General features: G+C 73.6%; 12 protein-coding genes, 1 tRNA gene and 1 riboswitch. Of the genes, 4 read left to right on the top strand and 9 right to left on the bottom strand.

What is annotated here, in order from left to right:
• Positions 1 to 128: 128 nt before the first annotated feature.
• From AB0O00_RS01770 to AB0O00_RS01750, 5 genes are all read right to left on the bottom strand, one after another.
• Positions 129 to 2,315: a SpoIIE family protein phosphatase gene (locus AB0O00_RS01770; RefSeq protein ID WP_363648003.1), complete on the bottom strand. Its 2,187-nt coding sequence runs from the start codon at positions 2,313 to 2,315 to the stop codon at positions 129 to 131.
• Between the two features lie 552 nt (positions 2,316 to 2,867).
• Positions 2,868 to 4,016: a PP2C family protein-serine/threonine phosphatase gene (locus AB0O00_RS01765; RefSeq protein WP_363648001.1), complete on the bottom strand. Its 1,149-nt coding sequence runs from the start codon at positions 4,014 to 4,016 to the stop codon at positions 2,868 to 2,870.
• A gap of 1,266 nt (positions 4,017 to 5,282) precedes the next feature.
• Positions 5,283 to 5,852, bottom strand: a complete 570-nt coding sequence (locus AB0O00_RS01760) for a TetR-like C-terminal domain-containing protein (protein WP_363647999.1) — start codon at positions 5,850 to 5,852, stop codon at positions 5,283 to 5,285.
• Positions 5,853 to 5,905: 53 nt separating this feature from the next.
• The gene (locus AB0O00_RS01755; RefSeq protein ID WP_363647997.1) at positions 5,906 to 6,733 is read right to left on the bottom strand and encodes an alpha/beta hydrolase; all 828 of its coding nucleotides are present in this window, start codon (positions 6,731 to 6,733) and stop codon (positions 5,906 to 5,908) included.
• 202 nt (positions 6,734 to 6,935) lie between these two features.
• Positions 6,936 to 7,226 (bottom strand): YiaA/YiaB family inner membrane protein, encoded by a 291-nt coding sequence (locus tag AB0O00_RS01750; RefSeq protein WP_363647995.1) that lies wholly within the window; start codon positions 7,224 to 7,226, stop codon positions 6,936 to 6,938.
• Positions 7,227 to 7,479: 253 nt separating this feature from the next.
• Positions 7,480 to 7,638: riboswitch (cyclic di-AMP (ydaO/yuaA leader) on the top strand.
• A gap of 12 nt (positions 7,639 to 7,650) precedes the next feature.
• On the opposite strand from AB0O00_RS01750, the gene AB0O00_RS01745 reads away from it, so the two are divergent.
• Positions 7,651 to 8,511, top strand: coding sequence for a M23 family metallopeptidase (locus tag AB0O00_RS01745; protein ID WP_363647993.1), 861 nt, complete (start codon positions 7,651 to 7,653; stop codon positions 8,509 to 8,511).
• A 66-nt stretch (positions 8,512 to 8,577) separates the two neighbouring features.
• Here the strand turns inward: AB0O00_RS01745 and AB0O00_RS01740 are convergent, their stop codons facing one another.
• The gene (locus tag AB0O00_RS01740) at positions 8,578 to 9,522 is read right to left on the bottom strand and encodes a hypothetical protein (RefSeq protein WP_363647991.1); all 945 of its coding nucleotides are present in this window, start codon (positions 9,520 to 9,522) and stop codon (positions 8,578 to 8,580) included.
• A gap of 42 nt (positions 9,523 to 9,564) precedes the next feature.
• Between AB0O00_RS01740 and AB0O00_RS01735 the strand changes: the two genes are divergently transcribed.
• From AB0O00_RS01735 to AB0O00_RS01725, 3 genes are all read left to right on the top strand, one after another.
• Positions 9,565 to 10,161, top strand: coding sequence for a GNAT family protein (locus tag AB0O00_RS01735; protein WP_363647989.1), 597 nt, complete (start codon positions 9,565 to 9,567; stop codon positions 10,159 to 10,161).
• 102 nt (positions 10,162 to 10,263) lie between these two features.
• Positions 10,264 to 11,007, top strand: coding sequence for a sensor domain-containing protein (locus AB0O00_RS01730; protein ID WP_363647987.1), 744 nt, complete (start codon positions 10,264 to 10,266; stop codon positions 11,005 to 11,007).
• 561 nt (positions 11,008 to 11,568) lie between these two features.
• The gene (locus AB0O00_RS01725) at positions 11,569 to 11,817 is read left to right on the top strand and encodes a hypothetical protein (protein ID WP_363647985.1); all 249 of its coding nucleotides are present in this window, start codon (positions 11,569 to 11,571) and stop codon (positions 11,815 to 11,817) included.
• Here the strand turns inward: AB0O00_RS01725 and AB0O00_RS01720 are convergent.
• From AB0O00_RS01720 to AB0O00_RS01710, 3 genes are all read right to left on the bottom strand, one after another.
• The gene (locus AB0O00_RS01720; RefSeq protein WP_363647983.1) at positions 11,814 to 12,962 is read right to left on the bottom strand and encodes a hypothetical protein; all 1,149 of its coding nucleotides are present in this window, start codon (positions 12,960 to 12,962) and stop codon (positions 11,814 to 11,816) included. The genes AB0O00_RS01725 and AB0O00_RS01720 overlap by 4 nt on opposite strands.
• 410 nt (positions 12,963 to 13,372) lie before the next feature.
• Positions 13,373 to 14,179 carry a hypothetical protein gene (locus tag AB0O00_RS01715; protein ID WP_363647981.1) on the bottom strand — a complete coding sequence of 269 codons (807 nt, stop codon included), beginning with the start codon at positions 14,177 to 14,179 and terminating at the stop codon, positions 13,373 to 13,375.
• 147 nt (positions 14,180 to 14,326) lie between these two features.
• Positions 14,327 to 14,400: transfer RNA gene (locus AB0O00_RS01710), tRNA-Met, on the bottom strand.
• Positions 14,401 to 14,543 lie beyond the last annotated feature (143 nt).

The following is a 14,543-nucleotide window of genomic DNA, read 5'->3' as shown; positions in this document are numbered from 1 at the left end:
GGGATGTGTGGGGAGCGTGTGCACGGTGTTGCGGAGGGGATCACAACCCTTGGCAGGGTCACGTCCGTCGGCCGCGTCAGGTCCGTCGCCTCGTCACGTCCGTCGGCCGCGTCACGTCCGTCGCCTCGTCACATCCGGTGCAGGAGCAGCAGGGCCACGTCGTCCGGCCGGGAGCGGCGCTCGGTCACGTTCAGCGTCAGCAGGTCCGCCAGCCGCTCCAGCGCGGGCGCCGGACCGATCCGGCCCGGACCGGTCTGCCGGGCCCACAGCTCCAGCCCGTCCAGCATCCGCTGCACCGACTCGTCGTAGTCCTCCTCGCGGTCCTCGACCAGCCCGTCCGTGTACACCAGCAGCGTCTCGCCCTCCGCGAGCCGTCCCGTCGTCAGGTCGTACGGCTGCCCCGGGTCCACCCCCAGCGGCGGGCCGCCCGGCAGGTCCAGCTCGACCGCCCGCGCGCCGGCGATCCGCACCGGCGCCGGGTGCCCGGCCCGGGCCGCGGTCAGCCGGCCGTCCGCCGGGTCCAGGGTGAGGTAGAGGCAGGTCGCGAACAGCTCGGTGTCCAGCTCCGCCAGCAGCCGGCTGGTCCGCCCCAGGGTCGCCGCCGGGTCGTGCCCGTCCGTCGCGTACGCCCGCAGACCGCTGCGCAACTGGCCCATCACCGCCGTCGCCTCGGCGTTGTGGCCCTGGACGTCGCCGATCACCAGTCCGATCCGGCCGTCCGGCAGCTTCAGCAGGTCGTACCAGTCGCCGCCGATCTGCATCCCCTCGGTGCTCGGCAGGTAGCGGGCGGCGCTGGCGATGCCCGGCAGCCGGGGCAGCGTGCGCGGCAGCATCGCGCGCTGGAGCTCGCCGGCGCGGTGGTGGTGCGTGTCGTACAGCCGGGCCCGCTCCAGGGACTGCGCGAGGATGCCGGCGAACGCCGAGTACAGGGTGCGGTCCTCGCGGCCGAAGGTCCGCTCGGTCGCGAAGGTGATCAGGCACGAGCCCACCTGCCGTCCGGACGCGACCAGCGGCAGCACCGCCCAGGCCGCCGGGCCCCCGGCCGGGCCGCCGCCGGTGCCGCCGCCGGTGCCGCGGCCGGGTTCGCTGAACAGCGGGGCGGAACGGGTGAGCGAGGACTGCATCACGTCCTCGGAGAGGTCCGCCAGCCGGGTGAGCTCCGAGCGCCGCGCACCCCCGTAGACCGTGTGCGTGACGGGCAGCAGCCTGCCCTCGTCCACCAGGTCCAGCACGATGCTCGCGGCCCCGAACGACGGCCGGGCCACGTCCGTCACGGCGGCGGTGACGTCCCGGACGGTCACCGCCCGGGACAGCGCCCGGGTCAGGGTGAGCAGCAGCGCCGTCCGCGCCGCCCCGGCCTTGTCCCGCCCCTCCGGCGGACGTTCGGCGGCGTGCGCGTCACCGAGCTCCGCGAGCAGCCCCGCGACGCGCACCGGCCGGTCGTGGACGTCCAGCATCACCTCGCCCGACTCCACGACCCGCACCACCCCGCCGCCCCGGCGCAGCACCCGGTACTCGATCCGGTACGGACCCCCGGCGGCCAGCGCCTCGGCCATCGCGGCCCGCACGTCCGGCAGGTCCTCTGGGTGGACGATCCGCTCCAGCTCCGGCGCCGACCCGTCCGGCGACACCGGCTGGCCCGTCACCCGGAACGCCTCCGCGTCCCACGCGGTCGCGCCGGTCACCAGGTCCCGCTCGAACGCCCCGTGCCGCGCGGCCCGCGCGGCGAGCGACAGCATCGGCCGGCCCGGCACCCCGGCCTCGCCCGGCGGCGCGTGCGGGCTCTGCGGCAGTCGTCCGTCCGCGTGATCGAGCAGGTGCGCCAGCCGGTGCGCGCACGCGTCGCCGATCGTCTCCAGCACGTCCAGGTCGCGCAGCGGCACCGTGCCCCGGTGGGCCAGCGCCAGCGCCAGCACCCCGATCGGCCGCTCGTCGACGATCATCGGCAGGGTGATCACCGCGACCAGCCCGGTGCCGAGCCCGGCGTCATCGTTCGGATAGTCGGCACTCGTGCGCTCGGGTGACAACAGGTACGGCCGCCGCAGCCGCAACGCCGCCGCGGCCGGCAGGTCACTGCCCGGATCGATGGTCCCGTACCGCTCGTGCGCCCACCCCGGCAGCCCGTGCGAGGCCGTCAGCCGCAGCATCCCGGCCGAGTCGAGGAGGTAGAGCGCCGAACCCTCCCCGGTGATCCAACTCGGCCCGTCGGCAAGGACGGTGGCCAGCATCTCGGCCGCCGTGGTGCACCCCAGCAACAACCGCACGCAGCGCATCGCACTGCGCACCGTCCGGTTCTCATCCTCGGCGGGAGCCACTGATTCTTCATACCCCATTTCCCCACCCCCCGAGCCCCGACCACCCCACCCCCCACACCAGCCACGCCCCCGAACCCCCTGCCGGTTCCCGGCCCCCGCGCGCCGATCCCCCACTCACGAGGGCCGCCCCCCGCCCGAGCCCGGAGCCATCCCCCACCCGGACCGCCACACCCTGGGCCGCCCCCGCAGAGTCCCGCTCCCCGGACACGCCGCCCACGCGCCCCAGCCGCGCCCGCACCCCCGCGTGCCCCGCGCCGCTTCCCCTACGGCCCCACCGCCCGCGCCCTCGCAGCGTGCCCCGACTCGTGGATCCCTCACCCGGCCCCCACGCGCTGGGCCGCCCCCGCAACGCCCTCTCCCCGGAGACGCCGCCCGCGCGCCCAAGCCGCGCCCGCGCTCCCGCGTGCCCCGCCTTCCCCCTACGGCCCCACCGCCCGCGAGGCCCCCTGCCGCCTTCGCGCGTCCCCCTCAGCAGCCCGCCGCCCAACATCCCCCCCCCGGGCGCCGATCCTCAGCGCCCACCGCCCACCTTTCCCCTCACCAGCTCCCCCCTCACCGCTTCGCGCGTCCGGCGAGGTCCGGGGCGGGCAAGCCCGTGGGCCCCAGGCGGCGTACCAGCACCAGGGTCCGGTCGTCGGCGACGTCCCGGGCGACGGTCCGTACGAGCTCCGCCGCCGCGCCTCTGGTCAGCTCCTGCTGCGTGCGGCGGGTCCGCAGCACCGGTTCGGCGGCGGCCAGCAGCCGGCCCACCCCTTCGTCCAGGTCCCGGCCCGGCACCTCCACCAGGCCGTCGCTGAAGAGCAGCAGCGAGTCCCCGTGCGCCAGCTGTCCGGTGGAAGCCGGGTAGGGCGCGCCGGGGATCAGGCCCAGCGCCGGCCCGCCGTGCGCGGCGAGGTCCCAGCGGCCGCCGTCCGCCCGGCGGTAGCGGGCGGCGGGCGGGTGGCCCGCGTTGAAGAGGCGGTAGTCCCCGGTGGCCGGGCGCAGCGCGAGGTGGACGGCGGTCGCGAAGTGGTCGTCCCAGCCCATCCGGACCAGGTGGTCGTTGGCCGCCGGCAGGAACGCCTCCGGCGGCACCCGCCCCAGCAGCATCCCGAACGCGCCCGAGAGGTGCGTGGACCGGGCGGCGGCCCGGCTGCCCTTGCCCGAGACGTCGACGAGCAGGAGTTCCAGCAGGTCGTCCTCGGGGCGGTGGGCGCAGAGGAGGAAGTCCCCGGAGAAGGAGGTGCCGCCGGCGGGGGCGAGGGCGCTGTCGAAGTGCCAGTCGAGGAGGCGGTCGGGGAGCCGGGCGAGGGTTCTGGTGTGCTCGGCCAGTTCGAGGAGGATGGAGTCGCCCTGGGTGCCGCGGAGCCCGAGCCGGTGCCGGAACCGGTTCGCGACCAGCACCGTCGCCCCGGTGGCCGCCAGGACGAGCGTGACGCCGAGCCGCACCCCGTGCGGGTCCTGCAGGGCGGCCCCGAGGGAACTCCCCGCGAGGGCCGCGCACACCAGCACCAGCAACCGCCCGCGCGGCAGGACGAGCCCGCCGACGACGAGCGGCAGCACGAGCGCGGACGGAGGCCAGCTGTACGGCAGCGCGAGCGGCAGCAGCCCGAGGGCGACCGTCACCACGAGCAGCGCGACGAGCGCGTCCCGCTCAGCGCGCGCGTCCCCGTCCAGCAACCGCCGGTACCACCGCCGCACCCTCCCGACCAGTGCGGGCAACAAGTCCTCCACCAAACGGTGGGCGGTCCCCGGTCATGACCCCCCAGTCAGCCCCGCCACACTAACCCCAAGCAGAAACGTTCCTTCACCTCCCCGCCCCCACCCCCACCAACTTCCTCCCCACCCCCTCACGAGAAGTCGACCCACCCGACTTCCCACGCCCCTGCCCCACCGCCGCACCTCCCAGCAGCAACCCCTCACGAGAAGTCGGCCCACCCGACTTCTCGCGCACTCCCCCCGAACCCCTCACGTCGGTGCACGGGGAGCGCCCTTCCCGCCAGCCCCCGCTCGCACGAGAAGTCGATCCCGCCGACTTCCTGCGCACCACGCCCCAGTGCACCCGCCCTCGGAGCCCCGCAGAAGCGTTTCTTCCGCCGCGCCACCCACGCGTCCGCTCCCCTCCCGCTCACCCGCTGCACCGCACGAGAAGTCGGCCCACCCGACTTCTCACGCACTCCCCCCGAACCCCTCACCTCGGTGCACGGGCAGCGCCCTTCCCGCCAACGCCCACCCGCACGAGAAGTCGACCCCGCCGACCTCCTGCGCACCACGCCCCAGTGCACCCGCCCTCGGAGCCCCAGCAGAAGCGTTTCTTCCGCCGCGCCTCCCACGTGTCGCTCCCCGGCCCGCCCTCCGCACCGCGTGAGAAGTCGACTCCACCGACTTCTCGCGCACCCCAGGTGAGCTGCAGAAACGTTTCCTCACCCCGCCGAGCCCCACGCGCTCCAACCCGCACCAAAAGTCGGCCCGCCCGACTTCCTGCGCGCTCCCGCCTCCGCCGATCTCCCCTGCGCAGGAAGTCGATCCTGCCGACTTCCTGCGCCGCCGCTCCCCGCCTCGCACGAGAAGTCGATCCCGCCGACTTTTCATGCGCCACATCTCGGGCGCTCACCACACCTCACTTGCCGGCCGCCAACCGCACAACACGAGAAGTCGACCCTGCCGACTTCTCGCGCGCCAGCCATGCCGCTGCCCACGCGCTGTGAGCGGCCCGCGTGTTGCCCGTCCCGCACGCGTGGAAAGTCGGCCTGGCCGACTTTTCGTGCGGTCCCGGTTATCGGGGCCCGCGTGGTGGCACGTGCGGGTTGTCCTTGCTGGTGCCGCACGCGCGGGAAGTCGGCTCGTCCGACTTCTCGTGCGCTGCCTGCCGCCCCTTTGCCCTCAAGGCGGCCCGGGCGGGTTCCCCTCGCTGGCCGGGCCCCCGCCGAAAGTCGGCCGGGCCGACTTTTCGTGCAGGGGCGTCTTCTGCTGGTGCTGCCCGTGCGTTCAGGGCTTTGGCCAGGTGTGGAGGCCGCTGGTGAGGGTGGCGATGAGGCGGGTTTGGGTGGTGGTGAGGTCTTCGGCGAGTTGGAAGGCGCCGGCGATCGAGAGAGAAGCGAAGCCGTGGGCGACAGAGCGGACGGTGCGAGCGGCGTGGATGGCTTCGGGGCCTTCGAGGCCGTACTCCCGAAGCACCGCCACGATCACCCCCACCAGCCGCGCCGCCGCCGCGTTGAGGTCGTCGTCCGCCTGCGGTGCCTGCGGCAGCGCGTTGTAGCGGTGCGGGTGCGCCATCGCATACGCGTGGTACGCCCGGAGGAGGGCGGCGACGGCGTCGTCCCCGCTGCGGCCGAGGGCGGCGTCGGCGAGGCGGGCGGCCAGTTCCTCGGTGACGCGGACGGCGATGAGCCGCCGCAGTTCGGTGAGGCCGCCGCTGACGTGCTTGTACAGCGAGGGGGTCGCGACGCCCGCCCGGGCGGCGACGGCGGCGAGGGTGAGGCCGTCCGGTCCCTGGTCGTCGAGGAGGGCGAGGGCGTGGTCGACGACCAGCTCGGGCGTCAGTCCGACTCGGGGCATGGCTCGGTCTCTCTGTTTTCTGTCCGGGTGAAGGGTGGAGCGGTGGAGGAGGCTCAGGCGAACTCGGCGAGGAACGGCAGCAGGGCGTCGGCGACGGCCCCCGGGTTGTCGGCCATCGGGTAGTGCCCCGACCCGTCGATCATCACCTTCCGCGCGCCGAGCGCCGCGGTCTGCCGGTCGGCGACGACCTCGGGCTTCGGGAAGTCGGGGTCCTTGGTGCCCATGAGGACGAGTGCGGGGCACTGTGCGGCGGCGGTCCAGCCGACGGGCGAGGAGTCGCCGCGGACGTGTCCGCGGGTGGCGGTCCTCCGGCCCGGGGTGCGCAGCGAGGCGACGAGCCCGTTCACGTACGCGTCGAAGTCGGCGGGCCTGGCGCCCGGGTAGGCGAGCTTGCGGTGGTAGAAGCCCCAGAACGCGGGCCAGTGGACGATCACCGTCCCCATGGCGTGGACGATGCCGCGCATGAGGGCGTTCTGCGGCAGGTTCTCGATGAAGGCGTCGATCAGGACGATCCCGGCGACCCGCCCGGGCGCGTCCCCGGCGACCTTGACGACCGTCGCCCCGGTGTACGAGCTGCCGGCGAGGACGGCCCGTTCGATGCCGAGGTGGTCGAGCAGGGCGAGGACGTCGTCGGCGATCGCGGCCGGCGCGTAGTCGTCCCAGACGATGGAGGACTCGCCGAAGCCGCGCAGGTCCATGGTGATGACGCGGTGGCCGGCGGCGGTGAGCAGCGGGACGAGGTGCCGGTACGCGCGCCGGCTGTCGAGCATCCCGGGGAGGAGGACGACGGGGGTGCCCTCGCCCTCGCGGGTGTCGTCGAAGGCGATCCGGCCGCCGGGAACGTCGAGGTACTGGGTCTTCGGGGTGCTGGTGCCGTTCATGGTGGGCCTCCTCGGTCCGCTGTTGCGGTGGCATCGGCGGTGCTGCCGATAGCCATAAAGCTAAGGCTAATAGCCTTAGCCGTCAAGCTATCGGCGCACCGAAATCCCGGGATCGCCCCCGCCGAGCGGCACCCCCGCCGAACGGCACCCCCGCCGAGCGGCACCCCCCGAGTGGCACCCCGCCGAGCGGCACCCCGCCCCCTCAGACCCCTTCGACCTTGAACGGGTCGTGCTCGCTGAGCAGCTTCTCCAGCCGGGCCTGGTCCACCCGGGTGACGATCTCGTTCGTCTCCTGCCGGTCCCGGATGACCTTGGCGAGCGTGAACGAGGAGGTGACGGTGTAGAGCAGGCCGATCCCGAGGAAGGCCCGGGTCCAGGCCTCGACGGGCAGGTAGGCGATCCCGACGGCGAGGGCGGTGCCCGACAGGGCGAAGGAGAGCACGGCCTGGAGGTAGTACGCGGCCGTGGTGCGTGACTGCATCGGTGCGTTCATGGCGCCAGGATGGCGGCGGTCCGGCCGGTCGCACATGAGTAGGAGTACTCAGATGGGCCCGCCCGAGCCGTCGCCCGGTGACGTCCAATCACGTTAAGTAGTGTCAGGGGTGGGCAAGAGCCGCAAAACAGTCATAGGGCACAAGCCGCCCGCCCGGTTGTCGGTCGTCCCGGGCGGATGGCTTGGAATCAGGGCGTCCTAGGATTAACGTTTGATAACGCAGCGCGGTCGAAACGCCGTACCCAGACGGCACCGTGCGCCGTCGCCTAATCCCGCCGGCCGGCCTCCGGGCAGGTCAGGGAGCCGGGGAACCATGTTCCTTGGGGTGAATCGGCGGGGCCCAGGCCCGGCCGTAGGAGACCTTCCTGCTCCGAACCCGTCAGCTAACCCGGTAGGCGCGAAGGAAGGAAAGGAGCACGCCTCCGTGGCGTCGACGCACACCCCGGCACAGCCCGCCGGCCCCGCTGCCGGTACCCAGCTCCTCGACCACCCCCGTCCGGCCGAGGACGAGCTCGCGGCCCCGGAGGCCGAGGCCAACCGCCACCGGATGCCGCGTCAGACCCGCGGGGCCTCCCCGCTGCTCGGCGTCACCGCCGTCGCCGCGACCCTGGGTGCCACCGGTTTCGCCTCCGCCACCCCGGCCGCCGCGCCCGCCATCGAGGCCCCGGACGAGACCCCCGTCGCGCTCTCCGCCGACCCAGGCCTCGCGCTCGCCGCCCGGATCCAGCAGCAGGCCGACGGCCAGCGCACCGCCGCCGAGGAGGGCGCCCGCGTGCAGGCCGCGCAGGAGGCGCAGGCCAAGGCCGCCGCCAAGGAGGCCGAGGCGAAGAAGGCCGCCGACGAGGCCGAGAAGGCCAAGGCCGCCGACGAGGCCGAGAAGGCCAAGGCCGCCGCCCTCACGCTGCCGGTGCGCGACTACAACCTCAGCGCCCACTACGGCCAGAGCGCCCGCTACTGGGCCCACCTGCACACCGGCCTGGACTTCGCCGCCGACACCGGCACCGCCGTGTTCGCGGTCGGCCAGGGAACCATCACCTCGGCCGGCTGGTCCGGCGCGTACGGCTACCGGATCGTCGAGACCCTGCCCGACGGCACCGAGATCTGGTACTGCCACCTCTCCTCGATCATCAAGGGCTCCGGCCAGGTGGCCCCGGGCCAGCAGATCGGCAAGGTCGGCGCCACCGGCAACGTCACCGGCCCGCACCTGCACCTGGAGGTCCGCCCCGGCGGCGGCGCCCCGGTCGACCCGGAGACCTGGCTCCAGCAGCGCGGCCTCAACCCCTGAGCCACCGCCCCCCCGCACCGAAGCACCGAAGAAGGCCCCGACCGTCACCGGCCGGGGCCTTCCGCGTCAGCTGTCCGAGGACTCCGTGGACTCCAGCGACTCCGCCGACTCCGGCGGCTCTGGGGATTCGGCCGACTCCAGGGACTGCGGCAACTGCGCCAGGTACGCGTCGATCTCCGCCGCCCCCGGCTCCGGCGCGAGCTCCGGGAACTCCTCGACCAGCAGCCGCGGCAGCCCCGGCACCGTCCACTCGCCGTACAGCGCGAGCGCCGCCGCCACCGCCGCGTCCTCGAACTCCCCGAAGTCCCCGGCCAGTTCGTCCGGCATCGGCCGCCCCAGCGCGTTCAGCTCGGCGAGGTTGCGGTAGCTGCGCCGCATCAGCCCCTGTTCCAGGAGCCGCCGCGCGCCGTCCGTGGCCATGCCCACCGAGAGCACCCGGCCCGGGCCCCAGCCCTGCTCGTCCGGCTCGTCCAGCCACCCGGCCTCCGCCAGCGCGGCGAACGCGTCCAGCCGCTCCTCCTCGGCCAGTTCGACGAACCCGGCGAGCCAGTCCCGCACCGCCGCCTCGTCCGCGACGTCCACCCCGTGCGCGCGCAGCAGCACCGCGTACAGCCGGGGCCACGTCACCAGGTCGGCCCGGCGCAGCAGCCCGGCCGCGACCTCGCCCTGCCACTCGGCCTCGGCGTGCAGCCGCTCCTGCCGCTTGGCGTTGAGCCGCTTCGCCGCCCGCTGGTGGTCGACCAGCAGCCGTACGGCCTCGCCGTACGCGAGCGGGTCCTCCTCGGGGTCGGGCTGGACGTACAGGTGGAGCCGCTCGTACAGCAGGTGCTCCACGGCGTCCGAGGTCAGTTCGGGCCAGCCGTCGCGCATCCTGCCCTCGCCCAGTTCCAGCAGCGCCAGCACCGTGCGCAGCGGCGCCTCGGCCACCGGGGTGCGGCCCTGTTCCGCCGCCCAGGCGAGCAGGTCGGCGGCCCTGGTGCGCGGGGCGAGCCGCAGGTCTTCGTCGTTCATAGCTCGAACGGTAACCGCTGGCCGGGGGTAGGGTCGGCAGCCATGGTCCCCGTACGACTCACCGGCCCCCGGCTGGCCATCCGCGAGTACCACCACACGCCGGAAGACCTGGACGCGCTGCACGCGCTCTTCGGCGACCCGGAGGTCACGCGGTACCTCCCGTTCGGACCGCGCGACCGCGAGGCCTGCGCCGACCAGCTCGCCCTCTACCTGGACGGGGCGATGGAGGAGGAGCGCGACACCTACCGGCTGGCCGTCACCCGGCTCGCCGACGCCGACGACCCGGCGGACGCCGCGCCGATCGGGCAGGCGTCGCTCACCCTCGGCCCGTACCGGTCGGCCGAGCTCGGGTACGTGCTGCGCCGGGACGCGTGGGGGCTCGGCCACGGGAGCGAGACGGCCCGGCTGCTGTGCGCCCTCGCCTTCGACCACCTCGGGGTGCACCGGCTGGCGGCCTCGGCGGACGTCGACAACGCGGCGTCCGCGCGGGTCCTGGCGAAGCTCGGGTTCCAGCGGGAGGGACGGGTCCGGCACGACGTCCTCAAGGGCGGCGTCTGGTCCGACTCGTACCTGTACTCGCTCCTCGCCGACGAATGGCGGGGGAGCGGTGCGGGCGGTGCGGCGGGTACCGGGGGTTAACCCCACCCCCGATCCGCCAGGCCTCCGGATGCCGCCGGACCGCCTCGCCCGGGAAGAATCGGAACCGTCAGCAGGGGAACGAGACGGGCAGGGACCGGGGACATGAGCAGCTACACCACGCACGACCGCGAGTGGGACTTCCTGGACGGCGACGGCCGGGGAGACGAGCACGCCGCAGTCCGGGCCCGCCGCACCGAGGAGCCGCCGGCGTTCTGGCGGGCGCCGTTCTCCGCGCACTACTACCGCGAGGTCGGGTACGTGCTGACCGGTCTGCCGGTCGCGCTCGCGGGCTTCGCCGTCGCCGTCGTCCTCTTCTCGTTCGGTGCCGGCACCTTCGTGACCGCCCTCGGACTGCCCGTCCTGGCCGGGCTGACCGTCGCCGCCCGCGGCTTCGGCCGGCTGGAGCGCTCCCGGGCCCGGGGCATGCTCGGTCTTGACGTGCCCGGCCCGGAGCCGGTGCGCCGGACCCGCCCGGGCACCTGGGGCGCGATCACCGCGCGGCTGGGGGACGCGGCCGGGTGGAAGGGCGTGCTGTACCAGGTGGCCATGTTCCCCTGGGCGGTGTTCAGCTTCACGATGACGCTGGTGTTCCTGCTGGTCGGCTGGACGATGGCGCTCTACCCGCTCTACCACTGGGTCTTCCCGACCTTCACGCCGTGGCGGGGCTACAAGGTGTTCGACTACACGGACGGCAAGGGCGTCGAGCACGTCTACTTCGTCGAGGGCGCCGGGCAGATCGCCGCCGTCTCGGTGGCCGGCATCGTGATCGTCTTCCTCACCGCGCAGCTGGTCCGCGGCCTGACCAACGTCAACCGGGCCGCCATCCGAGGCCTGTACGGCCGCTGAGCCGCCGAGCCCGCTGTTTTCCCGCGCTCCGGATGCGGGCGCGAGAGGCCCGTGTTCGGATGGCTGGGTGTCAAACGACACCCCCGCCCAAACCCAGGCCTCCCGACCACCGCTCGCCCGCTGGACGAGTACTGCGGGCTCTTCGCCCTCACCCTGAGCAGCTACCTGCTCTTCGCCTACCGTTCCTCTGGGCTGATCAGGGGTGACCCCGATGAGCCGCACGCCCCGAACGGTCTTGGGCGCACTGGTCCCCGGCGTACTCAACCCCGCTGGGCGACACGCATCGTGTGCGTGGTCCTTCCCGGGAGGCCGGTTCCCTCACGACCAGGCCACCTGACACGGCCAGCGGCGACGGGGAGGCCCTGAACCATCACTCCGGTGGAGCAGGGGCCCCGCACGCCGACACCGAACCCGGTATCGCGATCGCGCCACGAGGCTATGCGACCACCGGGTCGCCCCACTCTCAGTCGACCGGATGTCACTCGATCGAGCTAACGCACACTCCTGAGCACCTCCACGCGAACCGTTCGCCGCCCCGAACGGTTCGGCCCGCGGCGGCAGTTGGACGCGCTGGTCGAGCTGGTCCGGGTGACGTCCCCGGACGGCGAGGTGCGCGTCCACCCGCTGCACGACGGCCGCGGGCGCGCCTGCGGCCACCTCGACGCCCTGCGGTACGCGCTCGGGGAGCGCCGGGTCACCAGCGAGATCCACCGCTTCCCCCGCGCCGGGGACGGCCGCACCCGCCGCGTCCTCGTCCTGCGGGCCGCCGACCACCGGCGCCGCCGTCGCGAAGCCGGCCGCACCGCCTAGGAGTTCTCCCCCGAGACGGCAGGCTGCGGAACCCCAGCGGGGGCCTGCGGAACGGCCGCGGGAGCCTGCGGAACGGCCGCAGAAGCCTGCGGGCCCGCCTGGGCCTCCAATCGGGACAGGATCTTCTCCGCCAGCCAACTCCGGTCCGAGCCGTACGGAATGCCGTCCGGCAGCATCAACTGCCCCGCCACCGCGTCCCGCAGCCGCTGCGCCTCCGCGCCCGGCAGCCGGGAGAGCAGGCCCCGCGCGGCCAGCAGCGCGTGGTACTGCTCGAAGCCCGAGCGCGGGTGTTCGATCGCGTCCAGCACGCTCGACAGGTCGGCCAGCGCCGGATCGCCCTGCATCAGCGCGAGCGCCTGGATCCGCCGGCCCTCCGAGCCGTCCGCGTAGAGGTCCCGCACCTGGCCGGCGGTGAGCGCCGAGCGGCGCGCGGTCGAGCGGACCTCGGCCACCACGCCGTCCGGCCCGGCCGTCGGCGAGGCGGCGGACGGCGGCAGCTGCGCGGCCAGCGCGCCCGGCTGGTCGGCGCTGCCGCCCAGCAGGCCGAGCTGCTGCATCGCGCGCACCCGCAGGTCGTCCGCGCCCACCTTGTCGCCGCGGCGGTCGCGGTCCTGCCCGGCCAGGAAGAGGTCGAGCGCCTGGTCCGCGTCGGTCAGGACCTGGGGCAGCGCGAGGCGGGTCACCAGCCAGCCGGCCAGGAAGCCGAAGACCGTGAAGTACAGCACCAGCGCCGCCGAGAACGGCACCGCCGCGTCCTCCCCGCCCAGCGCGGGCGCGAGCGCGGAGCCGAGCTGGTGCAGCCGCTCGCCGAGCGAGCCGAGCTGGGTGAGCCCGACGCCGAGCAGCACCTTGGTCAGCCAGTCCGACACCTGCTCCAGGTTGGTGTTCGGCGCGTACGAGCCCTGCGGCTCGCCCGAGCCGTTGCGCACGCGCGGCACCCCGAAGAGGAAGCCCAGCGCACCGCCGACCACCGACGACGCCCCGACGACCACCAGCCCGCCGCCGAGCGCCTGCCAGGCGTGGGCCCGGCCGAGCGAGAAGAGCACTAGCCCGAGCAGGCCCGTCCCGAACAGGACCGCGGCCGCCGCCCGCTGGGCCGTCCGCAGGGCCGCCGCCGTGCCGGTCCGCCGCCGCGCCTTCGTCATCGCGTACCCCCTGTGCCCGCGTCGCTCCGCTCCGGAATCCGGGCCGACTCTAGCGCCGTGCCCCGAACACGGAAACGCCCCGGGGCCCCGCGGCAGCGACCGCGGGCACCGCCCGAGGGAAGGAGAGGGAGAACGCAGACGGCCCGTGGGCTGCTCCTCCGCGCCGGCCCGTGCACTGGCCAAGGCGCCGAGGCACCGGGGATGTACCGGTGAGCCCACGGGCCGGGTGACTGCTGTGGATTTCGCCTGCCGGGAGCCTAGGGCTCCACCCTGCGCAGGCAGGGGCGGCTCTAGCGAGCAGCCACCTCACACATCCTGACGGTACTCAACTCAGGATCACCTCCTTTCAGTGTGCCGCCACTGTAGGCAGCGTCCTGGCGGGAGGGCAACGGATTATTCGAGACGGCCGCTCAGGCGCTCTTGAGCTGGTTCTTGAACACGGAGAGGTCGATCGTCTGGTCATCCGGCGGAGCCTGGACGGTGAGCGGCTTGTCGTAGTCGGTGAAGTCGATCTTCCCGGTCGTCTGGCCGGCCGCGTTCTCCACCCGCACCGGGTAGAACTTGCCCTCGGTGGCGATGTGGATCAGGGCCTCCCCGTCGTCGTCCTTCTCCTTGAGGCTGAAGGTCTTCACCCCGTTGACCGTCCCGGCCTCGCCCTTGACGGGGTTGCCACTGTCCTCCTTGAGCATGGTGGCTGCGGCCTTGGAGAGGTGGCAGAACTCCATGAGGTCCTTCATCTTCGGATCGTCCTCGACCCCGGTCACGTACCGGCCCTTGACCAGCTCGTAGACCTGCGCGCCATTCGAGCCGCCGACGGCGAGCCAGAATGTCTTGTCCGGCTTCATGTACATCTGCTTGCCGGTGCCGACGAGTTCGACCTTGCCCTTCCCCGGCAGGCTCATCGAGCCCGAGCACTGGCCCTTGTTGTCCAGCGCCAGGTCGATGGCCATCTCGCCCTTCGCGGACGAGACCTTTCCGACGATGTGCACGGACGAGGCCGCAGCCAGTGCGTCCTTGGCCTGCTTGAAGATCTCCTTGGCGCTGAGCTTGTCGGTGTCCAGCTTCGGCACCGTGGTCGTGGCCGCGGCGCCGCCCTTGGCCGCGTCGCCACCCGTGCCGCCGCCCGTCCCACCGGCCTTGTCGTCGCCGCACGCGGTGGCGCCGGCGGCGAGGAGCACGCAGGTCGCAGCGGTTAAGGCGATGCGCTTCGACAGCATGAGGCTTCCTATCCCGGGCCTTCGGCCGTGGGGGTCGTCCTGGCCCGAACGAGTGAATTTCCCTCAGTATCGGGGTCGGGACCGCGCCGGGTCAGGGAAACGCGAAAGGCCCGGAGGACGGATCCTCCGGGCCTTTCGGCTACTGAGTAGCGGGGACAGGATTTGAACCTGCGACCTCTGGGTTATGAGCCCAGCGAGCTACCGAGCTGCTCCACCCCGCGTCGGTGAACACAACAGTACGGGAAAGTTGCCGAAATGGGAAATGGGATACGCGAAAGGCCCGGAGGACGGATCCTCCGGGCCTTTCGGCTACTGAGTAGCGGGGACAGGATTTGAACCTGCGACCTCTGGGTTATGAGCCCAG

It is taken from the genome of Kitasatospora sp. NPDC093558, from assembly GCF_040683475.1.
In the GTDB taxonomy this organism is placed as follows: Bacteria; Actinomycetota; Actinomycetes; order Streptomycetales; family Streptomycetaceae; genus Kitasatospora.
The sequence above is the reverse complement of the archived record's forward strand: the minus strand, read 5'-3'. Positions and strand labels throughout refer to the sequence as shown.